10 protein-coding genes, 3 rRNA genes and 2 pseudogenes are annotated in these 19493 nt (G+C 70.3%); 13 read left to right on the forward strand and 2 right to left on the reverse strand.

Features of this window, described 5'->3' with window-relative positions:
* Nucleotides 1-35: 35 nt before the first annotated feature.
* Nucleotides 36-761 carry a DsbA family oxidoreductase gene (locus tag AC1VL8_RS12355; RefSeq protein ID WP_483075356.1) on the reverse strand — a complete coding sequence of 242 codons (726 nt, stop codon included), beginning with the start codon at nt 759-761 and terminating at the stop codon, nt 36-38.
* Nucleotides 758-1741 (reverse strand): quinone oxidoreductase family protein, encoded by a 984-nt coding sequence (locus AC1VL8_RS12360; protein WP_389227756.1) that lies wholly within the window; start codon nt 1739-1741, stop codon nt 758-760. The genes AC1VL8_RS12355 and AC1VL8_RS12360 overlap by 4 nt, the downstream gene beginning before the upstream one ends.
* 93 nt (nt 1742-1834) lie before the next feature.
* Between AC1VL8_RS12360 and argC the strand changes: the two genes are divergently transcribed.
* The 13 genes and pseudogenes from argC (at nt 1835) to rrf (ending at nt 19391) form a co-directional block, all read left to right on the forward strand.
* The gene (gene argC / locus AC1VL8_RS12365) at nt 1835-2905 is read left to right on the forward strand and encodes an N-acetyl-gamma-glutamyl-phosphate reductase (protein ID WP_483075357.1); all 1071 of its coding nucleotides are present in this window, start codon (nt 1835-1837) and stop codon (nt 2903-2905) included.
* Entirely contained in the window at nt 2902-4065 is a 1164-nt protein-coding gene (gene argJ, locus AC1VL8_RS12370) for a bifunctional glutamate N-acetyltransferase/amino-acid acetyltransferase ArgJ (protein ID WP_483075358.1), read from the forward strand. Before argC ends, argJ begins: the two co-directional genes overlap by 4 nt.
* Nucleotides 4062-4991, forward strand: a pseudogene (gene argB / locus AC1VL8_RS12375) (acetylglutamate kinase); the annotation flags it as partial. The gene argJ and the pseudogene argB, both read left to right, overlap by 4 nt.
* Nucleotides 4992-5082: 91 nt before the next feature.
* Nucleotides 5083-6378 (forward strand): acetylornithine transaminase, encoded by a 1296-nt coding sequence (locus AC1VL8_RS12380; protein WP_483075359.1) that lies wholly within the window; start codon nt 5083-5085, stop codon nt 6376-6378.
* Nucleotides 6375-7307, forward strand: a complete 933-nt coding sequence (gene argF / locus AC1VL8_RS12385) for an ornithine carbamoyltransferase (RefSeq protein WP_483076245.1) — start codon at nt 6375-6377, stop codon at nt 7305-7307. Before AC1VL8_RS12380 ends, argF begins: the two co-directional genes overlap by 4 nt.
* Nucleotides 7304-7852: an arginine repressor gene (locus tag AC1VL8_RS12390; RefSeq protein ID WP_389227774.1), complete on the forward strand. Its 549-nt coding sequence runs from the start codon at nt 7304-7306 to the stop codon at nt 7850-7852. The genes argF and AC1VL8_RS12390 overlap by 4 nt, the downstream gene beginning before the upstream one ends.
* 58 nt (nt 7853-7910) lie before the next feature.
* Nucleotides 7911-9173, forward strand: coding sequence for an argininosuccinate synthase (locus AC1VL8_RS12395; protein WP_389227777.1), 1263 nt, complete (start codon nt 7911-7913; stop codon nt 9171-9173).
* Nucleotides 9166-10561, forward strand: a pseudogene (gene argH / locus AC1VL8_RS12400) (argininosuccinate lyase); the annotation flags it as partial. The gene AC1VL8_RS12395 and the pseudogene argH, both read left to right, overlap by 8 nt.
* Nucleotides 10562-10740: 179 nt before the next feature.
* Nucleotides 10741-11949, forward strand: a complete 1209-nt coding sequence (locus AC1VL8_RS12405) for a DNA-3-methyladenine glycosylase (protein ID WP_483075360.1) — start codon at nt 10741-10743, stop codon at nt 11947-11949.
* Between the two features lie 52 nt (nt 11950-12001).
* Complete coding sequence (gene tyrS, locus AC1VL8_RS12410) at nt 12002-13264, forward strand: tyrosine--tRNA ligase (protein ID WP_483075361.1); 1263 nt, start codon at nt 12002-12004, stop codon at nt 13262-13264.
* Between the two features lie 890 nt (nt 13265-14154).
* A 16S ribosomal RNA gene (locus AC1VL8_RS12415) occupies nt 14155-15675 on the forward strand.
* A 386-nt stretch (nt 15676-16061) separates the two neighbouring features.
* A 23S ribosomal RNA gene (locus AC1VL8_RS12420) occupies nt 16062-19173 on the forward strand.
* A 101-nt stretch (nt 19174-19274) separates the two neighbouring features.
* A 5S ribosomal RNA gene (gene rrf, locus AC1VL8_RS12425) occupies nt 19275-19391 on the forward strand.
* Together the 16S, 23S and 5S rRNA genes form the textbook arrangement of a ribosomal RNA operon.
* The last annotated feature ends 102 nt before the right edge of the window (nt 19392-19493 follow it).

Here is a 19493-nt window from a genome sequence, read left to right on the forward strand (position 1 = left end):
TCCGGGGGCGGGGCCCTGCGTCCGTCGGTACGGCGTCAGCAGCCGTCGGGCCCGCAGGCCTCGCCCGCGCCCGCGATCGTCGGGATCGCCAGCGGCGGGTTCGCGTCGCGCCACGCCTGGGCGAGCAGCTGGGCGAACACCTCGACGGGCTGCGCGCCGGACACGCCGAGCCGGCGGCCCGCGACGAAGAACGGCACGCCCTGGACGCCCAGCGCGGCGGCCTCGGCCTCGTCCGCCCGGACGGCGCCCGCGCCCGCGTCGGTCGCCAGCGCGGCCCGCACGGCCGCGGTGTCCAGCCCGGCCTCGCCGGCGACCTCGACGAGCACGTCGACGTCGTCCACGACCCGGCCGTGCTCGAAGTGCGCGCTCATCAGGCGCTCGACCACCTCGGCGGCCGCGTCGGCGCCGCCGAGGTCGCCCGCGACGTGCACCAGCCGGTGCGCGTCGAAGGTGTTGGCGGGGACGACGGTGTCGAAGTCGTAGGCGAGCCCCACCTCGGCGGCGAGGGCCGTCACCTGGGCGAACATCTGCCGGACCTGCTCGACCGGCAGGCCCTTGCGCTCGGACAGCATCGCGAGCTCGGTCAGCCCCGGGTGCGCCGAGGAGTGCTCGGCGTCGGGCTGGAGCTCGAAGGAGCGCCAGGTCACCCGGACCTGGTCGCGGTGCTCGAAGGAGTCCAGCGCCGCGGCGAACCGGCGCTTGCCGATGTAGCACCAGGGGCAGGCGATGTCGGACCAGATCTCGACGTGCAGCTCGGTCATGCGGTCAGGAGCACCTTTCCGGTGGTCGCGCGGCCCTCGAGGGCGCGGTGCGCCTCGGCCGCGTCGGGGAGGGGGAACGTCGCGCCGACGCGGACGTCGAGCGTCCCGGCGGCCACGGCGGCGAACAGCTCGTCCGCGCGCCAGGTGAGCTCCTGGCGGGTGGCGGTGTGGTGGCCCAGGGTGGGCCGGGTGAGGAACACCGACCCGGCGGCGTTCAGCCGCTGGGGGTCGACGGGGGGCACGGGGCCGGAGGAGGCGCCGAACAGGGCGAGGCCGCCGCGGGGGCGCAGCGACGCGAGCGACGCGTCGAAGGTGCTGCGCCCGACGCCGTCGAAGACCGTGTGCACCCCGGCGCCGCCGGTGAGGTCGCGCACGAGGGCGGGCAGCTCGTCGGTGAGGTCGGCGAGCTCGGTGTACCGGATCACCTCGGCGGCGCCGGCGGCGCGGGACAGCGCCTCCTTCTGCGGGGTGCCGACGGTGGTGATGACCCGGGCGCCCCGGGCGGACGCGAGCTGGGTGAGCAGCAGCCCGACGCCGCCGGCCCCGGCGTGCACGAGCACGTCCTGGCCCTCGAGCACCGGGAACGTCGACGTCACGAGGTAGTGCGCGGTCAGGCCCTGCAGCGGCAGCGCGGCGGCGACCTCCTCGGTCACGCCGTCCGGCACGCGCAGCGCGACGAGCTCGGGCACCACCACCAGCTCCGCGTACGACGACGGCGCCGACGCCCACGCCACCAGGTCGCCCACGGCGAACTCCCGCACCTCGCGGCCGACGGCCTCGACCACGCCGGCGCCCTCGGAGCCCGGGACGTGCGGGAACGGCATCGGGTACGTGCCGTTGCGGTGGTAGACGTCGATGAAGTTCACACCGGCCGCGCTGGTCCGCACCAGCAGGTCGCGGGGGCCGGGCAGCGGGTCGTCGATCTCGTCGGGGACCAGGACGTCGGGTCCCCCGGGCGCGGTGGCGATGACGGCGTGCATGCGACCTGCAACGGCGCCGGGGCCGGGCGCATTCCGGCGGCGGCGCGCCCGGTCGCCTGCGGGATGAATCGATGTGCAGTTGAGTGTATGGTCATGCACATGTCCTTCTCCGTCGCGATCGCCGGCGCCTCCGGGTACGCCGGCGGCGAGACCCTCCGGCTCCTGCTCGGTCACCCCGAGGCCCGGATCGGCGCGCTCACCGCGCACGCCAACGCCGGCACCCGCCTCGGGGCGCACCAGCCCCACCTGCGGGCGCTCGCGGACCGCGTGCTCACCCCGACCTCCGTCGACGAGCTCACCGGCCACGACGTCGTCGTGCTCGCGCTGCCGCACGGCGCCTCGGGCGAGATCGCCGCGGCGCTCGCGGACCGCGGCGACGGCGCCGTGCTGGTCGACCTCGGTGCGGACCACCGCCTCACCGACCCCGACGCCTGGCGCCGGTTCTACGGCACCGAGCACGCCGGCACCTGGCCCTACGGCATGCCCGAGCTGCTGCACGCGGGGGAGACCACCCCGGCCGCCCAGCGCGCCGCGCTCGCCGCCGCCCGCCGGATCGCCGTCCCCGGCTGCAACGTCACCGCCGTCACCCTCGCCCTCCAGCCCGGCGTCGCCGCGGGGGTCGTCGACCCGACCGACGTCGTCGCCGTGCTCGCCAACGGGTACTCCGGCGCGGGCCGCTCCCTGAAGCCGCACCTGCTCGCCTCCGAGGCGCTCGGCTCCGCGCAGCCCTACGCCGTGGGCGGCACGCACCGGCACATCCCGGAGATCGCGCAGAACCTCGGCGTCGCCGGGGCCGCCGGCGTCCGGCTGTCGTTCACGCCGGTGCTGGTGCCCATGTCGCGGGGGATCCTCGCCACCGTGACCGCGCCGCTCGCGCCCGGGGCGGACGCCGCGTCGGTGCGCGCCGCCTGGCAGACCGCCTACGCGGGCGAGTCGTTCGTCGAGCTGCTGCCCGAGGGCGAGTGGCCGACCACCGGCGCCACCACCGGCGCGAACACCGCCCTCGTCCAGGTCGCGGTCGACGAGGCAGCGGGTCGCGTCGTGGCGATCTGCGCGATCGACAACCTCGTCAAGGGCACCGCGGGCGCCGCGGTGCAGTCGCTGAACCTCGCGCTCGGGCTGCCCGAGCGCACCGGCCTGTCCACCGAGGGAGTCGCCCCGTGACCGTCACCACCCCCGCCGGCTTCCGCGCCGCGGGCGTCACCGCCGGGCTCAAGGCTTCCGGGAAGCCCGACCTCGCGCTGGTCGTCAACGACGGCCCGCTGCACGTGGCCGCGGGCGTGTTCACGTCCAACCGCGTCGTCGCCGCGCCCGTCGTCTGGTCCCGCCAGGCGGTGTCCGACGGCGTCGCGACCGCGGTGGTGCTGAACTCCGGCGGCGCGAACGCCTGCACCGGGCCCGAGGGCTTCGCGGACACGCACCGCACCGCGGAGCACGTGGCCGAGGTGCTCGGCACCTCCGCGGGCGACGTGCTGGTCTGCTCGACCGGCCTGATCGGCGAGCGGCTGCCGATGGACCTGCTGCTCGGCGGCGTCGACGCCGCGGCGACCGCCCTGACCGCCGACGGCGGCGCGGACGCCGCGACCGCGATCATGACCACCGACACCGTGCCCAAGACGGCGGTGGCCGTCGGCGACGGCTGGTCGGTCGGCGGGATGGCCAAGGGCGCGGGCATGCTCGCGCCGGGCCTCGCCACGATGCTCGTGGTGCTGACCACCGACGCGGTCGTCACCGCGGAGCAGGCGGACGCGGCCCTGCGCGCCGCCACCGGGGCCACCTTCGACCGCGTCGACTCCGACGGCTGCATGTCGACCAACGACACCGTGCTGCTGCTCGCGTCCGGCGCCGGCGGCGTGACCCCCGACCCCGACGCGTTCGCGGCGGCGGTCCGGTCCGTGTCCGCCGACCTGGCCCGCGCCCTGGTCGCCGACGCCGAGGGCGCCTCGCACGACATCGCGGTCACCGTCACCGGCGCCAGCACCGAGGCGGCCGCCGTCGCCGTGGCCCGCGCGGTGACCCGGTCCAACCTGTTCAAGGCCGCCGTGTTCGGCAACGACCCCAACTGGGGCCGGGTGCTCGCCGCCGTCGGCACCGTGCCCGAGGACGTCGCGCCGTTCGACGCCGACCGCCTCGACGTCGCGATCAACGGCGTCCAGGTGTGCCGGGCGGGTGGCGTCGGCGACCCGCGCGACGGCGTCGACCTCGCCGCCGCCCGCGAGGTGCGGGTCGACGTCGACCTGCACGCCGGCGACGCCACCGCGACGGTCTGGACCAACGACCTCACGCACGACTACGTCCACGAGAACAGCGCGTACTCCACATGAGCGACACCCCCGTCGACGACGACTTCGTCTTCAACACCCGCACCGACCTGCGCGCCGACCAGAAGGCCGAGGTGCTGATCGAGGCGCTGCCCTGGCTGCAGCGGTTCGCCGGCGCCCTCGTCGTCGTCAAGTACGGCGGCAACGCGATGGTCGACGACGAGCTCAAGCGCGCCTTCGCGCAGGACATGGTGTTCCTGCGCCAGGTCGGCCTGCGCCCGGTCGTCGTGCACGGCGGCGGCCCGCAGATCAACGCCATGCTCGACCGGCTCGGCATCGAGTCCGAGTTCCGCGGCGGCCTGCGCGTGACCACCCCCGAGGCGATGGACGTCGTCCGGATGGTGCTCACCGGCCAGGTGTCCCGCGAGCTCGTCGGCCTGCTCAACGCGCACGGCCCGTACGCGGTCGGCCTGTCCGGCGAGGACGGCGGCCTGCTGCGGGCCCGCCGGCGCACCGCGACCGTCGACGGCGAGCAGGTGGACGTCGGCCAGGTCGGCGACGTCGTCGAGGTCAACCCCGGCGCCGTGCACGACCTCCTGGACGCCGGCCGGATCCCGGTCGTCTCCACGGTCGCCCCGGACATCGACGACCCCACCCAGGTGCTCAACGTGAACGCCGACACCGCCGCCGCCGCGCTCGCCGTGGCGCTCGGCGCCCGCAAGCTCATCGTCCTGACCGACGTCGAGGGGCTGTACACGAGCTGGCCGGACCGCACCTCGCTGGCCCGCCGGATCCGCGCGGGCGCGCTGGCCGACCTGCTGCCGTCGCTCGACTCGGGCATGCGGCCGAAGATGGAGGCCTGCTGGCGCGCCGTCACCGGCGGCGTCGGCCGCGCCCACGTCATCGACGGCCGGCAGCCGCACTCGATCCTGGTCGAGGTGTTCACCTCGGACGGCGTCGGCACGATGGTCCTGCCCGACGACGAGCCCGTCCCGTCGCCGTTCACCGCGCCGATCCCGCAGGTCGCGAAGGTCGAGCCGCCCGCCCCGCAGATCCAGCTGAACCCGGAGGTGAGCTGCAGTGACCGACCAGCACCTGGTCCCCGAGGACGCGCACACCGACCTGGTGGGCGCCGACTCGGTGGCGCACTGGACCGAGCGCTACGGCCACGCCCTGATGGACACGTTCGGCGCGCCGCAGCGCGTGCTCGTCCGCGGCGAGGGCCCGTACGTGTGGGACGCCGACGGCACCCGGTACCTCGACCTGCTCGGCGGCATCGCGGTCAACGCCCTCGGCCACGCGCACCCGACGCTGACGGCGGCGATCTCCGCGCAGCTCGGCACCCTCGGCCACATCTCCAACTTCTTCGCCAGCCCGACGCAGATCGCGCTGGCCGAGCGCCTGCTGGCGGTGGCGGACGCCCCGGAGGGCTCGCGGGTGTTCCTCACGAACTCCGGCACCGAGGCCAACGAGGCCGCGTTCAAGATGGCCCGCCGGAACGCCGAGGGCCCCGGCGGCGTGCGCCGGACCCGCGTGCTCGCGCTCGAGGGCGCGTTCCACGGCCGGTCGATGGGCGCGCTCGCGCTGACGTCCAAGGCCGCCTACCGCGAGCCGTTCGAGCCGCTGCCCGGCGGCGTCGAGTTCCTGCCGTTCGGGGACACGGCGGCGCTCGAGGCCGCGTTCGACGGCGCGGCGGGCGACCAGGTCGCGGCGCTGTTCCTCGAGCCGATCCAGGGCGAGGCCGGCGTCAAGCCGCTGCCGCCCGGCTACCTGGTCCGGGCGCGCGAGCTCACGCAGGCGCACGGCGCGCTGCTGGTCCTCGACGAGGTCCAGACCGGCATGGGCCGCACCGGCACCTGGCTCGCGCACCAGCACCCGCACCTCGGCGGCGGCATCCGCCCCGACGTCGTCACGCTCGCCAAGGGCCTCGGCGGCGGGTTCCCGGTCGGCGCCGTCGTGGCGTACGGCGAGCGGGCGGCGACGCTGCTCGGCCGCGGCCAGCACGGCACGACGTTCGGCGGCAACCCGGTGGCCTCGGCCGCCGCGCTGGCCACCATCGGCGTGATCGAGCGCGACGGGCTGCTCGCGCACGTGACGGAGCTCGGCTCCTGGTGGCGCGCCGCGATCACCGCGCTCGGGCACCCCCTGGTCGCCGAGGTCCGCGGCGAGGGCCTGCTGATCGCCGTGCAGCTCGCGGCGCCCGTCGCGGCGGACGTCGCGGCGCGCGCCCTGGCGGCGGGGTTCGTGGTGAACCCGTGCACCGCGGACACCATCCGGCTCGCGCCGCCGTACGTGCTGACGCGCGAGCAGGCGGCGACGTTCACGGACTTCCTCGCGGGGCTCCCGCACGACCTGGGCCAGGAGGCGCAGCGGTGACCCGGCACTTCCTGCGGGACGACGACCTGACCGCGGCCGAGCAGGCCGAGGTCCTCGAGCTCGGCCTCGCGCTGCGCGCCGACCGGTTCGCCCGCCGGCCGCTCGACGGGCCGCGCGCGGTCGCGATCATCTTCGACAAGCCCACTCTGCGGACCCAGGTGTCGTTCACCACCGGCGTCGCCGAGCTGGGCGGCTACCCGCTGGCCGTGGACGGCAACCTCGCCCGGATCGGCGTGCGCGAGTCCGTCGCCGACACCGCCCGGGTGCTCGGCCCGCAGGTCGCGGCCGTCGTCTGGCGCACCCACGCGCAGGCCCGCATCGAGGAGATGGCCGCCCACGCCGGCGTGCCCGTCGTGAACGCGCTGACCGACGACTTCCACCCGTGCCAGATCCTCGCGGACCTCCTCACCCTCGCCCAGCACTGGGGGAGCGTGGCGGCGCTGCGCGGCCGGACCCTGGCCTACACCGGCGACGGCTCCAACAACATGGCGCAGTCGTACCTGCTCGGCGGCGCGACCGCCGGGCTGCACGTCCGGATCGCCACACCGGCCGCGTACCTGCCGGCGGCCGACGTCGTCGCGCGGGCCGCCGCCATCGCGGCGACCACCGGCGGCTCCGTCCAGGTGACCGACGACCTCGCCGCGGCCGTCACCGGCGCGGACGCGGTCGCCACGGACACCTGGGTCTCGATGGGCCAGGAGGACGAGGCCGCGGCGCGCGAGCAGCCGTTCGTGCCCTACCGGCTCGACGCCGCCGCCCTCGCCCTCGCCGCCCCGGACGCGCTCGTCCTGCACTGCCTGCCGGCCTACCGCGGCAAGGAGATCACCGCCGAGGTGCTCGACGGCCCGCAGTCGGTGGTCTGGGACGAGGCCGAGAACCGGCTGCACGCCCAGAAGGCGCTGCTCACCTGGCTCCTGGAGCGGTCGTGACCGGCCTGCCCGCCGACGAGGTCGGCACGACGACCGGCCGGATCCCCGCCACCAAGGCCGCCCGGCACGCCCTGATCCGGGACTCGCTGTCCCGGCAGCAGGTGCACTCGCAGTCCGAGCTCGCGGACCTGCTCGCCCACCAGGGCGTCACGGTCACCCAGGCGACGCTGTCCCGGGACCTCGTCGAGCTGAACGCGGTGAAGATCCGCACCCGCGGCGGCGCGCTCGCGTACGCCGTGCCGGGGGAGGGCGGCGACCGCAGCCCCGCCCCCGTCGCCGACGCCGAGGCCCTCGCCACCCGGCTCGCCCGGCTCTGCTCCGAGCTGCTGGTCACCGCCGAGGCGTCCGGCAGCCTGGTCGTGCTGCGCACCCCGCCCGGCGCGGCGCAGTTCCTCGCGTCCGCGATCGACCACTCCGTCCTCCCGAGCGTGCTCGGCACGATCGCCGGGGACGACACCGTCCTCGTCATCGCCCGCGAGGGCACCGACGGCCCCGAGGGGACCGCGCTCGCCGCCCGGTTCCTCGAGCTCGCGACGACCGGCTGAGCCCGGCCGCACCGCCACCCCCGACCTCCCCGCACCACCGGAACGAAAGAGAAGACACATGACTGAGCGCGTCGTCCTCGCCTACTCGGGCGGCCTGGACACCTCCGTGGGCATCGGCTGGATCGCCGAGGCCACCGGCGCCGAGGTGATCGCCGTCGCGGTCGACGTCGGCCAGGGCGGCGAGGACCTCGAGGTCATCCGCCGGCGCGCGCTCGACTGCGGCGCGGTCGAGGCCTACGTGGCCGACGCCCGCGACGAGTTCGCCGCCGAGTACTGCATGCCGGCGCTACGGGCCAACGGCCTGTACCTCGACAAGTACCCGCTGGTCTCCGCCCTGTCCCGCCCGGTCATCGTCAAGCACCTGGTGCGCGCCGCCCGGCAGTTCGGCGCGACGACCGTCGCCCACGGCTGCACCGGCAAGGGCAACGACCAGGTGCGGTTCGAGGTCGGCATCACCTCCCTCGCGCCCGACCTGAAGTGCCTCGCCCCGGTGCGCGACCTCGCGCTGACCCGCGACAAGGCCATCGAGTTCGCCGAGCGCAAGAAGCTGCCGATCGCGACCACCAAGCACAACCCGTTCTCGATCGACCAGAACGTGTGGGGCCGCGCCGTCGAGACCGGGTTCCTCGAGGACATCTGGAACGAGCCGACCAAGGACGTCTACACCTACACCGACGACCCGACGTTCCCCCCGGTCGCCGACGAGGTCGTCATCCGGTTCGAGCAGGGCGTCCCGGTCGCGCTCGACGGGGTGCCCGTCACCCCGCTGCAGGCCATCCAGGAGATGAACCGCCGCGCGGGCGCCCAGGGCGTCGGCCGGATCGACATCGTCGAGGACCGCCTCGTCGGCATCAAGTCCCGCGAGGTCTACGAGGCCCCCGGCGCGATGGCCCTGATCGCCGCGCACCAGGAGCTCGAGAACGTCACCGTCGAGCGCGAGCAGGCCCGGTTCAAGCGCCAGGTCGAGCAGCGCTGGACCGAGCTGGTCTACGACGGCCAGTGGTTCTCCCCGCTGAAGAAGTCGCTCGACACCTTCATCGACGACACCCAGCGCTACGTCTCCGGCGAGATCCGGATGGTGCTGCACGGCGGGCGCGCGACGGTCACGGGCCGCCGCTCCGAGACGTCCCTGTACGACTTCAACCTCGCCACCTACGACTCGGGCGACACGTTCGACCAGTCCGCGGCCCGCGGGTTCATCGAGATCTACGGCCTGTCGTCCAAGCTCGCCGCCGCGCGCGACGTGAAGTTCGGCAACGCCGAGGACCTCGGGCAGCAGGGCGGCATCGGTGGCACGGACGCGGAGGGCACCGGTGCCTGAGCAGGCCGGCGCGCTCTGGGGCGGCCGGTTCGCCGGCGGCCCCGCCGACGCGCTCGCGGCGCTGTCCAAGAGCACCCACTTCGACTGGCGGCTGGCGCCGCAGGACATCGCCGGGTCCCGCGCCCACGCGCGCGTCCTGCACGCCGCCGGGCTGCTGGACGACGCGGGTCTGGCGGGCATGCTCGACGCGCTGGAGCGGCTGCGCGCCGACGTCGCGTCGGGCGCGTTCGTGGCGGCCGACAGCGACGAGGACGTGCACGGCGCCCTGGAGCGGGGACTGATCGAGCGCGCGGGCGCCGACCTCGGCGGTCGGCTGCGCGCCGGCCGGTCGCGCAACGACCAGATCGCCACGCTCGTGCGGATGTACCTGCGGGACGAGGCGCGGGTCATCGTCGGGCTCACGCTCGACGTCGTCGACGCGCTCGTCGCGCAGGCCGCCGCCGCCGGCGACGCGGTCATGCCGGGCCGGACCCACCTGCAGCACGCCCAGCCGGTGCTGCTCGCGCACCACCTGCTGGCGCACGCGTGGCCGTTGCTGCGCGACGTCGACCGGTACGTGGACTGGGACCGCCGCGCGGCCGTCTCCCCGTACGGCTCCGGCGCGCTCGCCGGGTCCTCGCTCGGCCTCGACCCGGCGGCGGTCGCGGCCGACCTCGGGTTCGACGGCCCCGTGGAGAACTCGATCGACGGCACCGCGTCCCGCGACGTCGTGGCCGAGTTCGCCTGGGTGTCCGCGATGCTCGGCGTCGACCTGTCCCGGTTCGCCGAGGAGGTCATCCTCTGGTCCACCCACGAGTTCGGCTTCGTCCGCCTGGACGACGCCTACTCCACGGGGTCGAGCATCATGCCGCAGAAGAAGAACCCCGACGTCGCGGAGCTCGCGCGCGGCAAGGCCGGGCGGCTGGTCGGCGACCTCACCGGCCTGCTGACCACGCTCAAGGGCCTGCCGCTCGCCTACAACCGGGACCTCCAGGAGGACAAGGAGCCGGTGTTCGACCAGGTCGACACCCTCACCGTCCTGCTGCCCGCGTTCGCCGGCATGGTCGCGACGCTCACCTTCGACACCGACCGGATGGCCGCGCTCGCCCCCCAGGGGTTCTCGCTCGCCACCGACGTCGCGGAGTGGCTGGTCCGGCAGGGTGTGCCGTTCCGGGTCGCGCACGAGGTCGCGGGCGCGTGCGTCCGCGCCTGCGAGGAGCACCAGCCGCCCTTCGAGCTTCTGGGACCTCACCGACGACGAGCTCGCCGCGGTCTCCGAGCACCTGACCCCGGACGTGCGGTCCGTGCTGTCCGTCGAGGGCTCGGTCGCGTCGCGGTCCGCCCACGGCGGCACGGCGCCGGTGCGGGTCGCCGAGCAGCTGGAGCGGGCCCGCGCCCGGTCCGCCGAGCTTCCGGGCCGCGGCGTCCTGAGCGGGCCGACGGTGCCGCAGGGGCACGAGGACGCCGCCGGTGTCGTCGTGCCCCTGCTCCTGTCGACCCCGCCGCGGCTCGGGCCCGTCCGGGTCGTCGCGCTCGACGGCCCCGCGGGGTCCGGGAAGACGACGCTGGCCGTCGCCGTCGCGGAGGGGTGCGCGCGGCAGGGCCGGCGCGCCCACGTCGTGCACATGGACGACCTCTACGCCGGCTGGTCCGGGCTGGAGGGCGACATCTGGCCCCGGCTCGCCGCGCAGGTCCTCGAGCCGCTGCGCCGCGGCCGGCCCGGGCGGTACCAGCGCTACGACTGGGTCGCCGGCCGGTTCGCGGACTGGGTCGACGTGCCGGTGCCCGACGTGCTCGTCCTGGAGGGCTGCGGCTCGGGCCGGCGCGCCGGGGCGCGGGACGTCGGCGTCCTCGTCTGGGTCGAGGCCGACGACGCCACCCGCCTCGCCCGCGGCCTGGAGCGCGACGGCGCCGACGCCCGGCCCCAGTGGGAGCGCTGGATGACGGACGAGGCCGCGCACTACGCCCGCGAGGGCACGCGCGGACGCGCCGACGTCCGGGTCGACGCATGGGGCAGGATGGCCCGGTGACCGAGGCCGCGGGCGACAGCGAGACGGACGTGCGGACCCCCGCCGCCCTCGTCGCAGGCGCACCCCGGACCTGGGTGGCCTCCGACGCCGCCGCACCGGGGTTCGTGCCCGCTCGCGTCTGGTACGCCCGGCCCGCGCTGACCCTGGCGCCCGACCTGCTCGGCGCCTACCTCACCGCCCGGTCCGACGACGGCGACGTGACCCTGCGGATCACCGAGGTCGAGGCCTACGCGGGTGCGGACGACCCCGGATCGCACGCCTACCGCGGCCGCACCCCGCGGACCGCCGTGATGTTCGGCGAGCCCGGCCGTCTGTACGTCTACCGGCACCTCGGCCTGCACCACTGCGTGAACGTCGTCGCCGGGCCCGTCGGCACCGCAGCCGCGGTGCTGGTGCGCGCCGGGGAGGTCGTGGACGGCGTCGACCTGGCACGGGAGCGCCGAGCCCGCGCGGGCGTCGTCGACTCCGACCGGCAGATCGCCCGCGGGCCCGCCCGCCTGGCCGTCGCGCTCGGTCTCGACCTGAGCCACAACGGCGCCGACGTCACCGAGCCCGACGGACGGCTCGTCCTGCACCGCCCGCCCGACGCGGTCACCGCCGCGGTCGCCACCGGCCCCCGGGTCGGCGTCGCGGGGCCGGGCGGGGACGCCGCGCAGTTCCCCTGGCGCCTGTGGCTGACCGGGGAGCCCACCGTGTCCGCCTTCCGACCGGCGTATCGCCGGCCGGCGTCGGGAAGCAGCCCGCAGCGCGGGACGACGCCGGCATGACCCGACCCGCCGAGGGCGCGGCCGTCCGCCGCGCGACTGCAAGGAGCCAGCTGTGACCCACATCCTCGACGAGCTCGCCTGGCGCGGCCTCGTCTCCCAGACCACGGACCTCGACGCCCTGCGCGCGGCGCTCGACGAGGGGCCGATCACGTTCTACGCCGGGTTCGACCCGACGGCGCCGAGCCTGCACCACGGCCACCTCGTGCAGCTCGCGCTGATGCGGCACCTGCAGCTCGCGGGCCACCACCCGCTCGCCCTCGTCGGCGGCGCCACGGGCCTGATCGGCGACCCGCGCATGTCCGGCGAGCGCGTCCTCAACACGAAGGACACCGTCGCCGAGTGGGTGCAGCGGCTCCAGACGCAGATCAGCCGGTTCCTCGACTTCGACGGCGACAACCCGGCGCGCATGGTCAACAACCTCGACTGGACCGGCGAGCTCTCGGCCATCGACTTCCTGCGGGAGATCGGCAAGCACTACCGGCTCGGCACGATGCTCGCCAAGGACACCGTCGCCCGGCGCCTCGCCAGCGACGAGGGCATCTCCTTCACCGAGTTCAGCTACCAGATCCTGCAGGGGATGGACTACCTCGAGCTGCACCGCCGGCACGGCTGCGTCCTGCAGACCGGCGGCAACGACCAGTGGGGGAACCTGCTGTCCGGGGTCGAGCTGATCCGCAAGGCCGAGCGCGCCTCGGTGCACGCGCTGACCACCCCGCTCATCACCAAGGCCGACGGCACCAAGTTCGGCAAGTCCGAGGGCGGAGCCATCTGGCTCGACCCCGAGCTGATGAGCCCGTACGCGTTCTACCAGTTCTGGCTCAACGTCGACGACGCCGAGGTGATCGGCTACCTCAAGGTGTTCACGTTCCGCACCCGGGAGCAGATCGCCGAGCTCGATCAGGCCCTGGCCGAGCGGCCGGCGGCCCGTGAGGCGCAGCGCGCCCTGGCGTACGACGTGGCGTCCCTGGTGCACGGCGCCGACGCGATCGACAAGGTCATCGCGGCCAGCCGGGCCCTGTTCGGGGGCGGCGACCTCGCCGACCTCGACGCCGGGACGCTCGGCGCGGCGGTCGCCGAGCTGCCGACGGTCGACGTCCAGGTGGGCGACCCCCTGGTGGACGTGCTCGCCGGATCCGGCCTGGTCGCCTCGAAGGGAGCGGCCCGGCGGGCGATCGCCGAGGGCGGCGCGTCGGTGAACAACCGCAAGATCACCGACGAGGCCGCAGTGGTCGACGCCGCCGACCTGCTGCACGGCCGGTGGCTGGTGCTGCGCCGCGGCAAGCGGACCCTCGCGGTGGCGCGCGTCGCCGGCTGACCGACGGTCACCGCGGGAGAGCGGGCGGGGGAGGGCGGTTCGCGGGTGACGCGAGCCGCCCTCCGCCGTCCCGGGTCCACCGACCGCCAGGTGGTTGCGGTTGCGCGACCGAGCGGGGCGGGGGACGCTGGTGGGACGTGACGGGCGTCGCACCGGCGACCGGCACGCAGCAGCAGGGGACACCCGGGTCGGACCACGCGAAACCGCAGGTCAGACAGGGTGCGGGGAGCGTGCGGGGCCCGTGAGCCCGCCGGCTTGACGCTGGGCGAAACGTGCGCGTAATGTTCTCCAAGCCGCAGGGCAGGAAGTGACGGCCACCGAGGTTCACCTCGGTAGTCGCTCCCACCGGTGGCCACCCCCTCAGCTCGACCTCAGGCGCTTCTGGCGCCCGATCGGTCGTGCGAGGACCGGGTTCGATGTTCGGCACTGTCCGCAAACAACGCGGACAAAGCCGGTCGGAAAGCCTGGTAGGGTTTCGGAGGTCGGAACGGGAAAGAACAGCCCGGAAAGACGGTCTGACAACTCTGGTAGGGTTTGAGGCGAGCGAGTCGCGGGAAACGGCGGCAAAGCGAGCCAGGAACTCTGGTAGATTGGAAGAGAAGCCTCCGGTCGCGGAGCCCGCAAGGGTGAGTGAGGGATGCGCGTCTGTTCTTTGAGAACTCAACAGTGTGCCTAGTAGTTGATGCCAAGATGGTTCATCGGCTCGGGTGGTCGCCTCGTTCGGGGTGGTTGCGTGAGATCGGTGAGTCTTGGTTGACGTGGGATCGGCCCTGCTCCGTCTGGGTCGGACCACAAAGCCAAATTTAACTGATGCCTTGCTCGCCAGCGAGTGGGGTGTCGTTCGTGTGTCGGTGGACTGCTGCTTTCGGGTGGTGGTTGCCATGTAGACATCTACGGAGAGTTTGATTCTGGCTCAGGACGAACGCTGGCGGCGTGCTTAACACATGCAAGTCGAACGGTGAAGCCCAGCTTGCTGGGTGGATCAGTGGCGAACGGGTGAGTAACACGTGAGTAACCTGCCCCTGACTCTGGGATAAGCCTTGGAAACGAGGTCTAATACCGGATACGAGACGCTCGGGCATCCGAAGTGTCTGGAAAGATTTATCGGTCAGGGATGGACTCGCGGCCTATCAGCTTGTTGGTGGGGTAGTGGCCCACCAAGGCGACGACGGGTAGCCGGCCTGAGAGGGCGACCGGCCACACTGGGACTGAGACACGGCCCAGACTCCTACGGGAGGCAGCAGTGGGGAATATTGCACAATGGGCGCAAGCCTGATGCAGCGACGCCGCGTGAGGGATGAAGGCCTTCGGGTTGTAAACCTCTTTCAGCAGGGAAGAAGCGCAAGTGACGGTACCTGCAGAAGAAGCGCCGGCTAACTACGTGCCAGCAGCCGCGGTAATACGTAGGGCGCAAGCGTTGTCCGGAATTATTGGGCGTAAAGAGCTCGTAGGCGGTTTGTCGCGTCTGCTGTGAAAACTCGAGGCTCAACCTCGGGCTTGCAGTGGGTACGGGCAGACTAGAGTGCGGTAGGGGAGACTGGAATTCCTGGTGTAGCGGTGGAATGCGCAGATATCAGGAGGAACACCGATGGCGAAGGCAGGTCTCTGGGCCGCAACTGACGCTGAGGAGCGAAAGCATGGGGAGCGAACAGGATTAGATACCCTGGTAGTCCATGCCGTAAACGTTGGGCACTAGGTGTGGGGCTCATTCCACGAGTTCCGTGCCGCAGCAAACGCATTAAGTGCCCCGCCTGGGGAGTACGGCCGCAAGGCTAAAACTCAAAGAAATTGACGGGGGCCCGCACAAGCGGCGGAGCATGCGGATTAATTCGATGCAACGCGAAGAACCTTACCAAGGCTTGACATACACCGGAAACTTCCAGAGATGGTTGCCCCGCAAGGTCGGTGTACAGGTGGTGCATGGTTGTCGTCAGCTCGTGTCGTGAGATGTTGGGTTAAGTCCCGCAACGAGCGCAACCCTCGTCCTATGTTGCCAGCGGGTCATGCCGGGGACTCATAGGAGACTGCCGGGGTCAACTCGGAGGAAGGTGGGGATGACGTCAAATCATCATGCCCCTTATGTCTTGGGCTTCACGCATGCTACAATGGCCGGTACAAAGGGCTGCGATACCGCGAGGTGGAGCGAATCCCAAAAAGCCGGTCTCAGTTCGGATTGGGGTCTGCAACTCGACCCCATGAAGTCGGAGTCGCTAGTAATCGCAGATCAGCAACGCTGCGGTGAATACGTTCCCGGGCCTTGTACACACCGCCCGTCAAGTCACGAAAGTCGGTAACACCCGAAGCCGGTGGCCCAACCCTTGTGGGGGGAGCCGTCGAAGGTGGGACTGGCGATTGGGACTAAGTCGTAACAAGGTAGCCGTACCGGAAGGTGCGGCTGGATCACCTCCTTTCTAAGGAGCATCTGATGCTCACCGCTTAGCGTGGTGGGTGCAGAGGCCATGCCTGGACCGAACGCGTCCGGGGTGGTGCTCAAGGGTGGAACATCAACTACGGCGGCTCATGCAGCTGGTGCGCGTCAGTACCTCGTCTCCTTCGGGAGCGGGTGGAACCTCGTGTGCCGGCAGGGTGTGGGTCGCTGAGGCACGCTGTTGGGTCCTGAGGGAACAGCCCGCTTTGGGGGTGTTGCTTCATGACGGGTCCGGTCGGTCGGTCGAACCGCCGCTTGCTGGTGTCTTTCGGGGCGCTGGGGGTGGTAGGCGCTGACGTGAGGTCGGGGATCGTTCGTTGTTTGAGAACTGCACAGTGGACGCGAGCATCTTTTATTGTATGTCTTTGTGGTCAAGTTTTTAAGGGCACAGGGTGGATGCCTTGGCACTAGGAGCCGAAGAAGGACGTTGTAGCCTGCGATAAGCCTCGGGGAGTTGGCAAACGAACCGTGATCCGAGGATGTCCGAATGGGGAAACCCCGCACGAGTCATGTCGTGTGACCCGCACCTGAATATATAGGGTGTGTGGAGGGAACGCCGGGAAGTGAAACATCTCAGTACCGGCAGGAAGAGATATTCCGTGAGTAGTGGCGAGCGAAAGCGGATCAGGCCAAACCGTATGCGTGTCAAGCCGGCAGGCGTTGCGTGTACGGGGTTGTGGGACCTTTCAGATGATTCTGCCGAGTCGTCAGGGAGTCAGAAAGTCGCGTGATAGTCGAAGGGCATTGAAAGGCCCGGCACAGAGGGTGGTACCCCCGTAGACGAAATCATGTGGCCTCCCGAAGGGGATCCCAAGTAGCACGGGGCCCGAGAAATCCCGTGTGAATCTGGCAAGACCACTTGCTAAGCCTAAATACTACCTAGTGACCGATAGCGGACAAGTACCGTGAGGGAAAGGTGAAAAGTACCCCGGGAGGGGAGTGAAATAGTACCTGAAACCGTGTGCCTACAATCCGTCGGAGCCTCCCTAGCAGGGGTGACGGCGTGCCTTTTGAAGAATGAGCCTGCGAGTTAGTGGTACGTGGCGAGGTTAACCCGTGTGGGGAAGCCGTAGCGAAAGCGAGTCCGAATAGGGCGACACAGTCGCGTGCTCTAGACCCGAAGCGAAGTGATCTAGCCATGGGCAGGTTGAAGCGCGGGTAAGACCGCGTGGAGGACCGAACCCACCTGGGTTGAAAACCGGGGGGATGACCTGTGGTTAGGGGTGAAAGGCCAATCAAACTTCGTGATAGCTGGTTCTCCCCGAAATGCATTTAGGTGCAGCGTCACGTGTTTCTTGCCGGAGGTAGAGCTACTGGATAGCCGATGGGCCCCACCAGGTTACTGACGTTAGCCAAACTCCGAATGCCGGTAAGTGAGAGCGTGGCAGTGAGACTGCGGGGGATAAGCTCCGTAGTCGAGAGGGAAACAGCCCAGACCACCAGCTAAGGCCCCTAAGCGTATGCTAAGTGGGAAAGGATGTGGAGTTGCACAGACAACCAGGAGGTTGGCTTAGAAGCAGCCACCCTTGAAAGAGTGCGTAATAGCTCACTGGTCAAGTGATTCCGCGCCGACAATGTAGCGGGGCTCAAGTATACCGCCGAAGCTGTGGCATTCACACTTGCGCTAGGCCTTCGTGGTCCAGGCGTGTGGATGGGTAGGGGAGCGTCGTGTGGCGGGTGAAGCTGCGGGGTAACCCAGTGGTGGACGCTACACGAGTGAGAATGCAGGCATGAGTAGCGAAAGACGGGTGAGAAACCCGTCCGCCGAATGAACAAGGGTTCCAGGGCCAGGCTAATCCGCCCTGGGTAAGTCGGGACCTAAGGCGAGGCCGACAGGCGTAGTCGATGGACAACGGGTTGATATTCCCGTACCGGCGAAGAACCGCCCATACCGAGCCCGGTGATGCTCAGCGCCCGAGTCGTAGCACCGATTCCTTCGGGAGTCACCGCTACGAGGAGCGCGCGACCCGATCCGGTAGTAGGTAAGCGTATTAACAGGAGTGACGCAGGAAGGTAGCCCAGCGTGGCGATGGTTGTCCACGTCCAAGGCCGTAGGGCGAGTGGTAGGCAAATCCGCCACTCATCAAGCCTGAGAACCGATGGTGACAGCGTATGCTGGATGATTGGGTGATCCTATGCTGCCGAGAAAAGCTTCGACGCGAGGTTCTAGCCGCCCGTACCCCAAACCGACTCAGGTGTTCAGGTAGAGAATACTAAGGCGATCGAGAGAATCGTGGTTAAGGAACTCGGCAAAATGCCCCCGTAACTTCGGGAGAAGGGGGGCCTGAAGCGTGTACCGGTTCGCCCGGGAAGCGTGGAGGGCCGCAGAGACCAGGGGGAAGCGACTGTTTACTAAAAACACAGGTCCGTGCGAAGTCGCAAGACGATGTATACGGACTGACGCCTGCCCGGTGCTGGAAGGTTAAGAGGACGGGTCAGCCGCAAGGCGAAGCTGAGAATTTAAGCCCCAGTAAACGGCGGTGGTAACTATAACCATCCTAAGGTAGCGAAATTCCTTGTCGGGTAAGTTCCGACCTGCACGAATGGCGTAACGACTTCCCCGCTGTCTCAACCGCGAACTCGGCGAAATTGCACTACGAGTAAAGATGCTCGTTACGCGCAGCAGGACGGAAAGACCCCGGGACCTTTACTATAGCTTGGTATTGGTGTTCGGTGCGGCTTGTGTAGGATAGGTGGGAGACTGTGAAGCCGGCACGCCAGTGTCGGTGGAGTCAACGTTGAAATACCACTCTGGTCGCTCTGGATATCTAACCTCGGTCCGTAATCCGGATCAGGGACAGTGCCTGGTGGGTAGTTTAACTGGGGCGGTTGCCTCCTAAAATGTAACGGAGGCGCTCAAAGGTTCCCTCAGCCTGGTTGGCAATCAGGTGGCGAGTGCAAGTGCACAAGGGAGCTTGACTGTGAGACTGACAGGTCGAGCAGGGACGAAAGTCGGAACTAGTGATCCGGCGGTGGCTTGTGGAAGCGCCGTCGCTCAACGGATAAAAGGTACCCCGGGGATAACAGGCTGATCTTGCCCAAGAGTCCATATCGACGGCATGGTTTGGCACCTCGATGTCGGCTCGTCGCATCCTGGGGCTGGAGTAGGTCCCAAGGGTTGGGCTGTTCGCCCATTAAAGCGGTACGCGAGCTGGGTTTAGAACGTCGTGAGACAGTTCGGTCCCTATCCGCTGCGCGCGCAGGAAACTTGAGAAGGGCTGTCCCTAGTACGAGAGGACCGGGACGGACGAACCTCTGGTGTGCCAGTTGTTCCGCCAGGAGCACGGCTGGTTGGCTACGTTCGGAAGGGATAACCGCTGAAAGCATCTAAGCGGGAAGCCTGCTTCAAGATGAGGTTTCCATGCCCCCTTGAGGGGTGAGAGGCTCCCGGCTAGACCACCGGGTAGATAGGCCGGATGTGGAAGAGGGGACTAACGACCCTCGCAGCTGACCGGTACTAATAAGCCGACAACTTCACCACAACATCATTGTTGCTACGCGTCCACTGTGCGGTTCCCGAACCGCGAGCACCGTCACCACACCCGTGTGGTGACTCCCGTTGCTCAGCTAGTTCGACCGAGTTACGGCGGTCATAGCGAAGGGGAAACGCCCGGTCCCATTCCGAACCCGGAAGCTAAGCCCTTCAGCGCCGATGGTACTGCACTCGCCAGGGTGTGGGAGAGTAGGACGCCGCCGGACACCATTTCGCGAAGAGCCACCCCGCAAGGGGTGGCTCTTCGTGTTTCCCGACCCATGCACCCGCGCCGTCCCCGCACCCGCCACGGCACCGGACACCGCGTG

This window comes from Cellulomonas sp. KU4C (genome assembly GCF_056868065.1).

Excerpts from the sequence above, each read along its gene's own strand:
- AC1VL8_RS12395 (WP_389227777.1), top strand. The coding sequence starts at position 7,911 with ATGACTGAGCGCGTCGTCCTCGCCTACTCGGGCGGCCTGGACACCTCC.
- argC (WP_483075357.1), top strand. The coding sequence starts at position 1,835 with ATGCACATGTCCTTCTCCGTCGCGATCGCCGGCGCCTCCGGGTACGCC.
- AC1VL8_RS12360 (WP_389227756.1), bottom strand. The coding sequence starts at position 1,741 with ATGCACGCCGTCATCGCCACCGCGCCCGGGGGACCCGACGTCCTGGTC.
- AC1VL8_RS12355 (WP_483075356.1), bottom strand. The coding sequence starts at position 761 with ATGACCGAGCTGCACGTCGAGATCTGGTCCGACATCGCCTGCCCCTGG.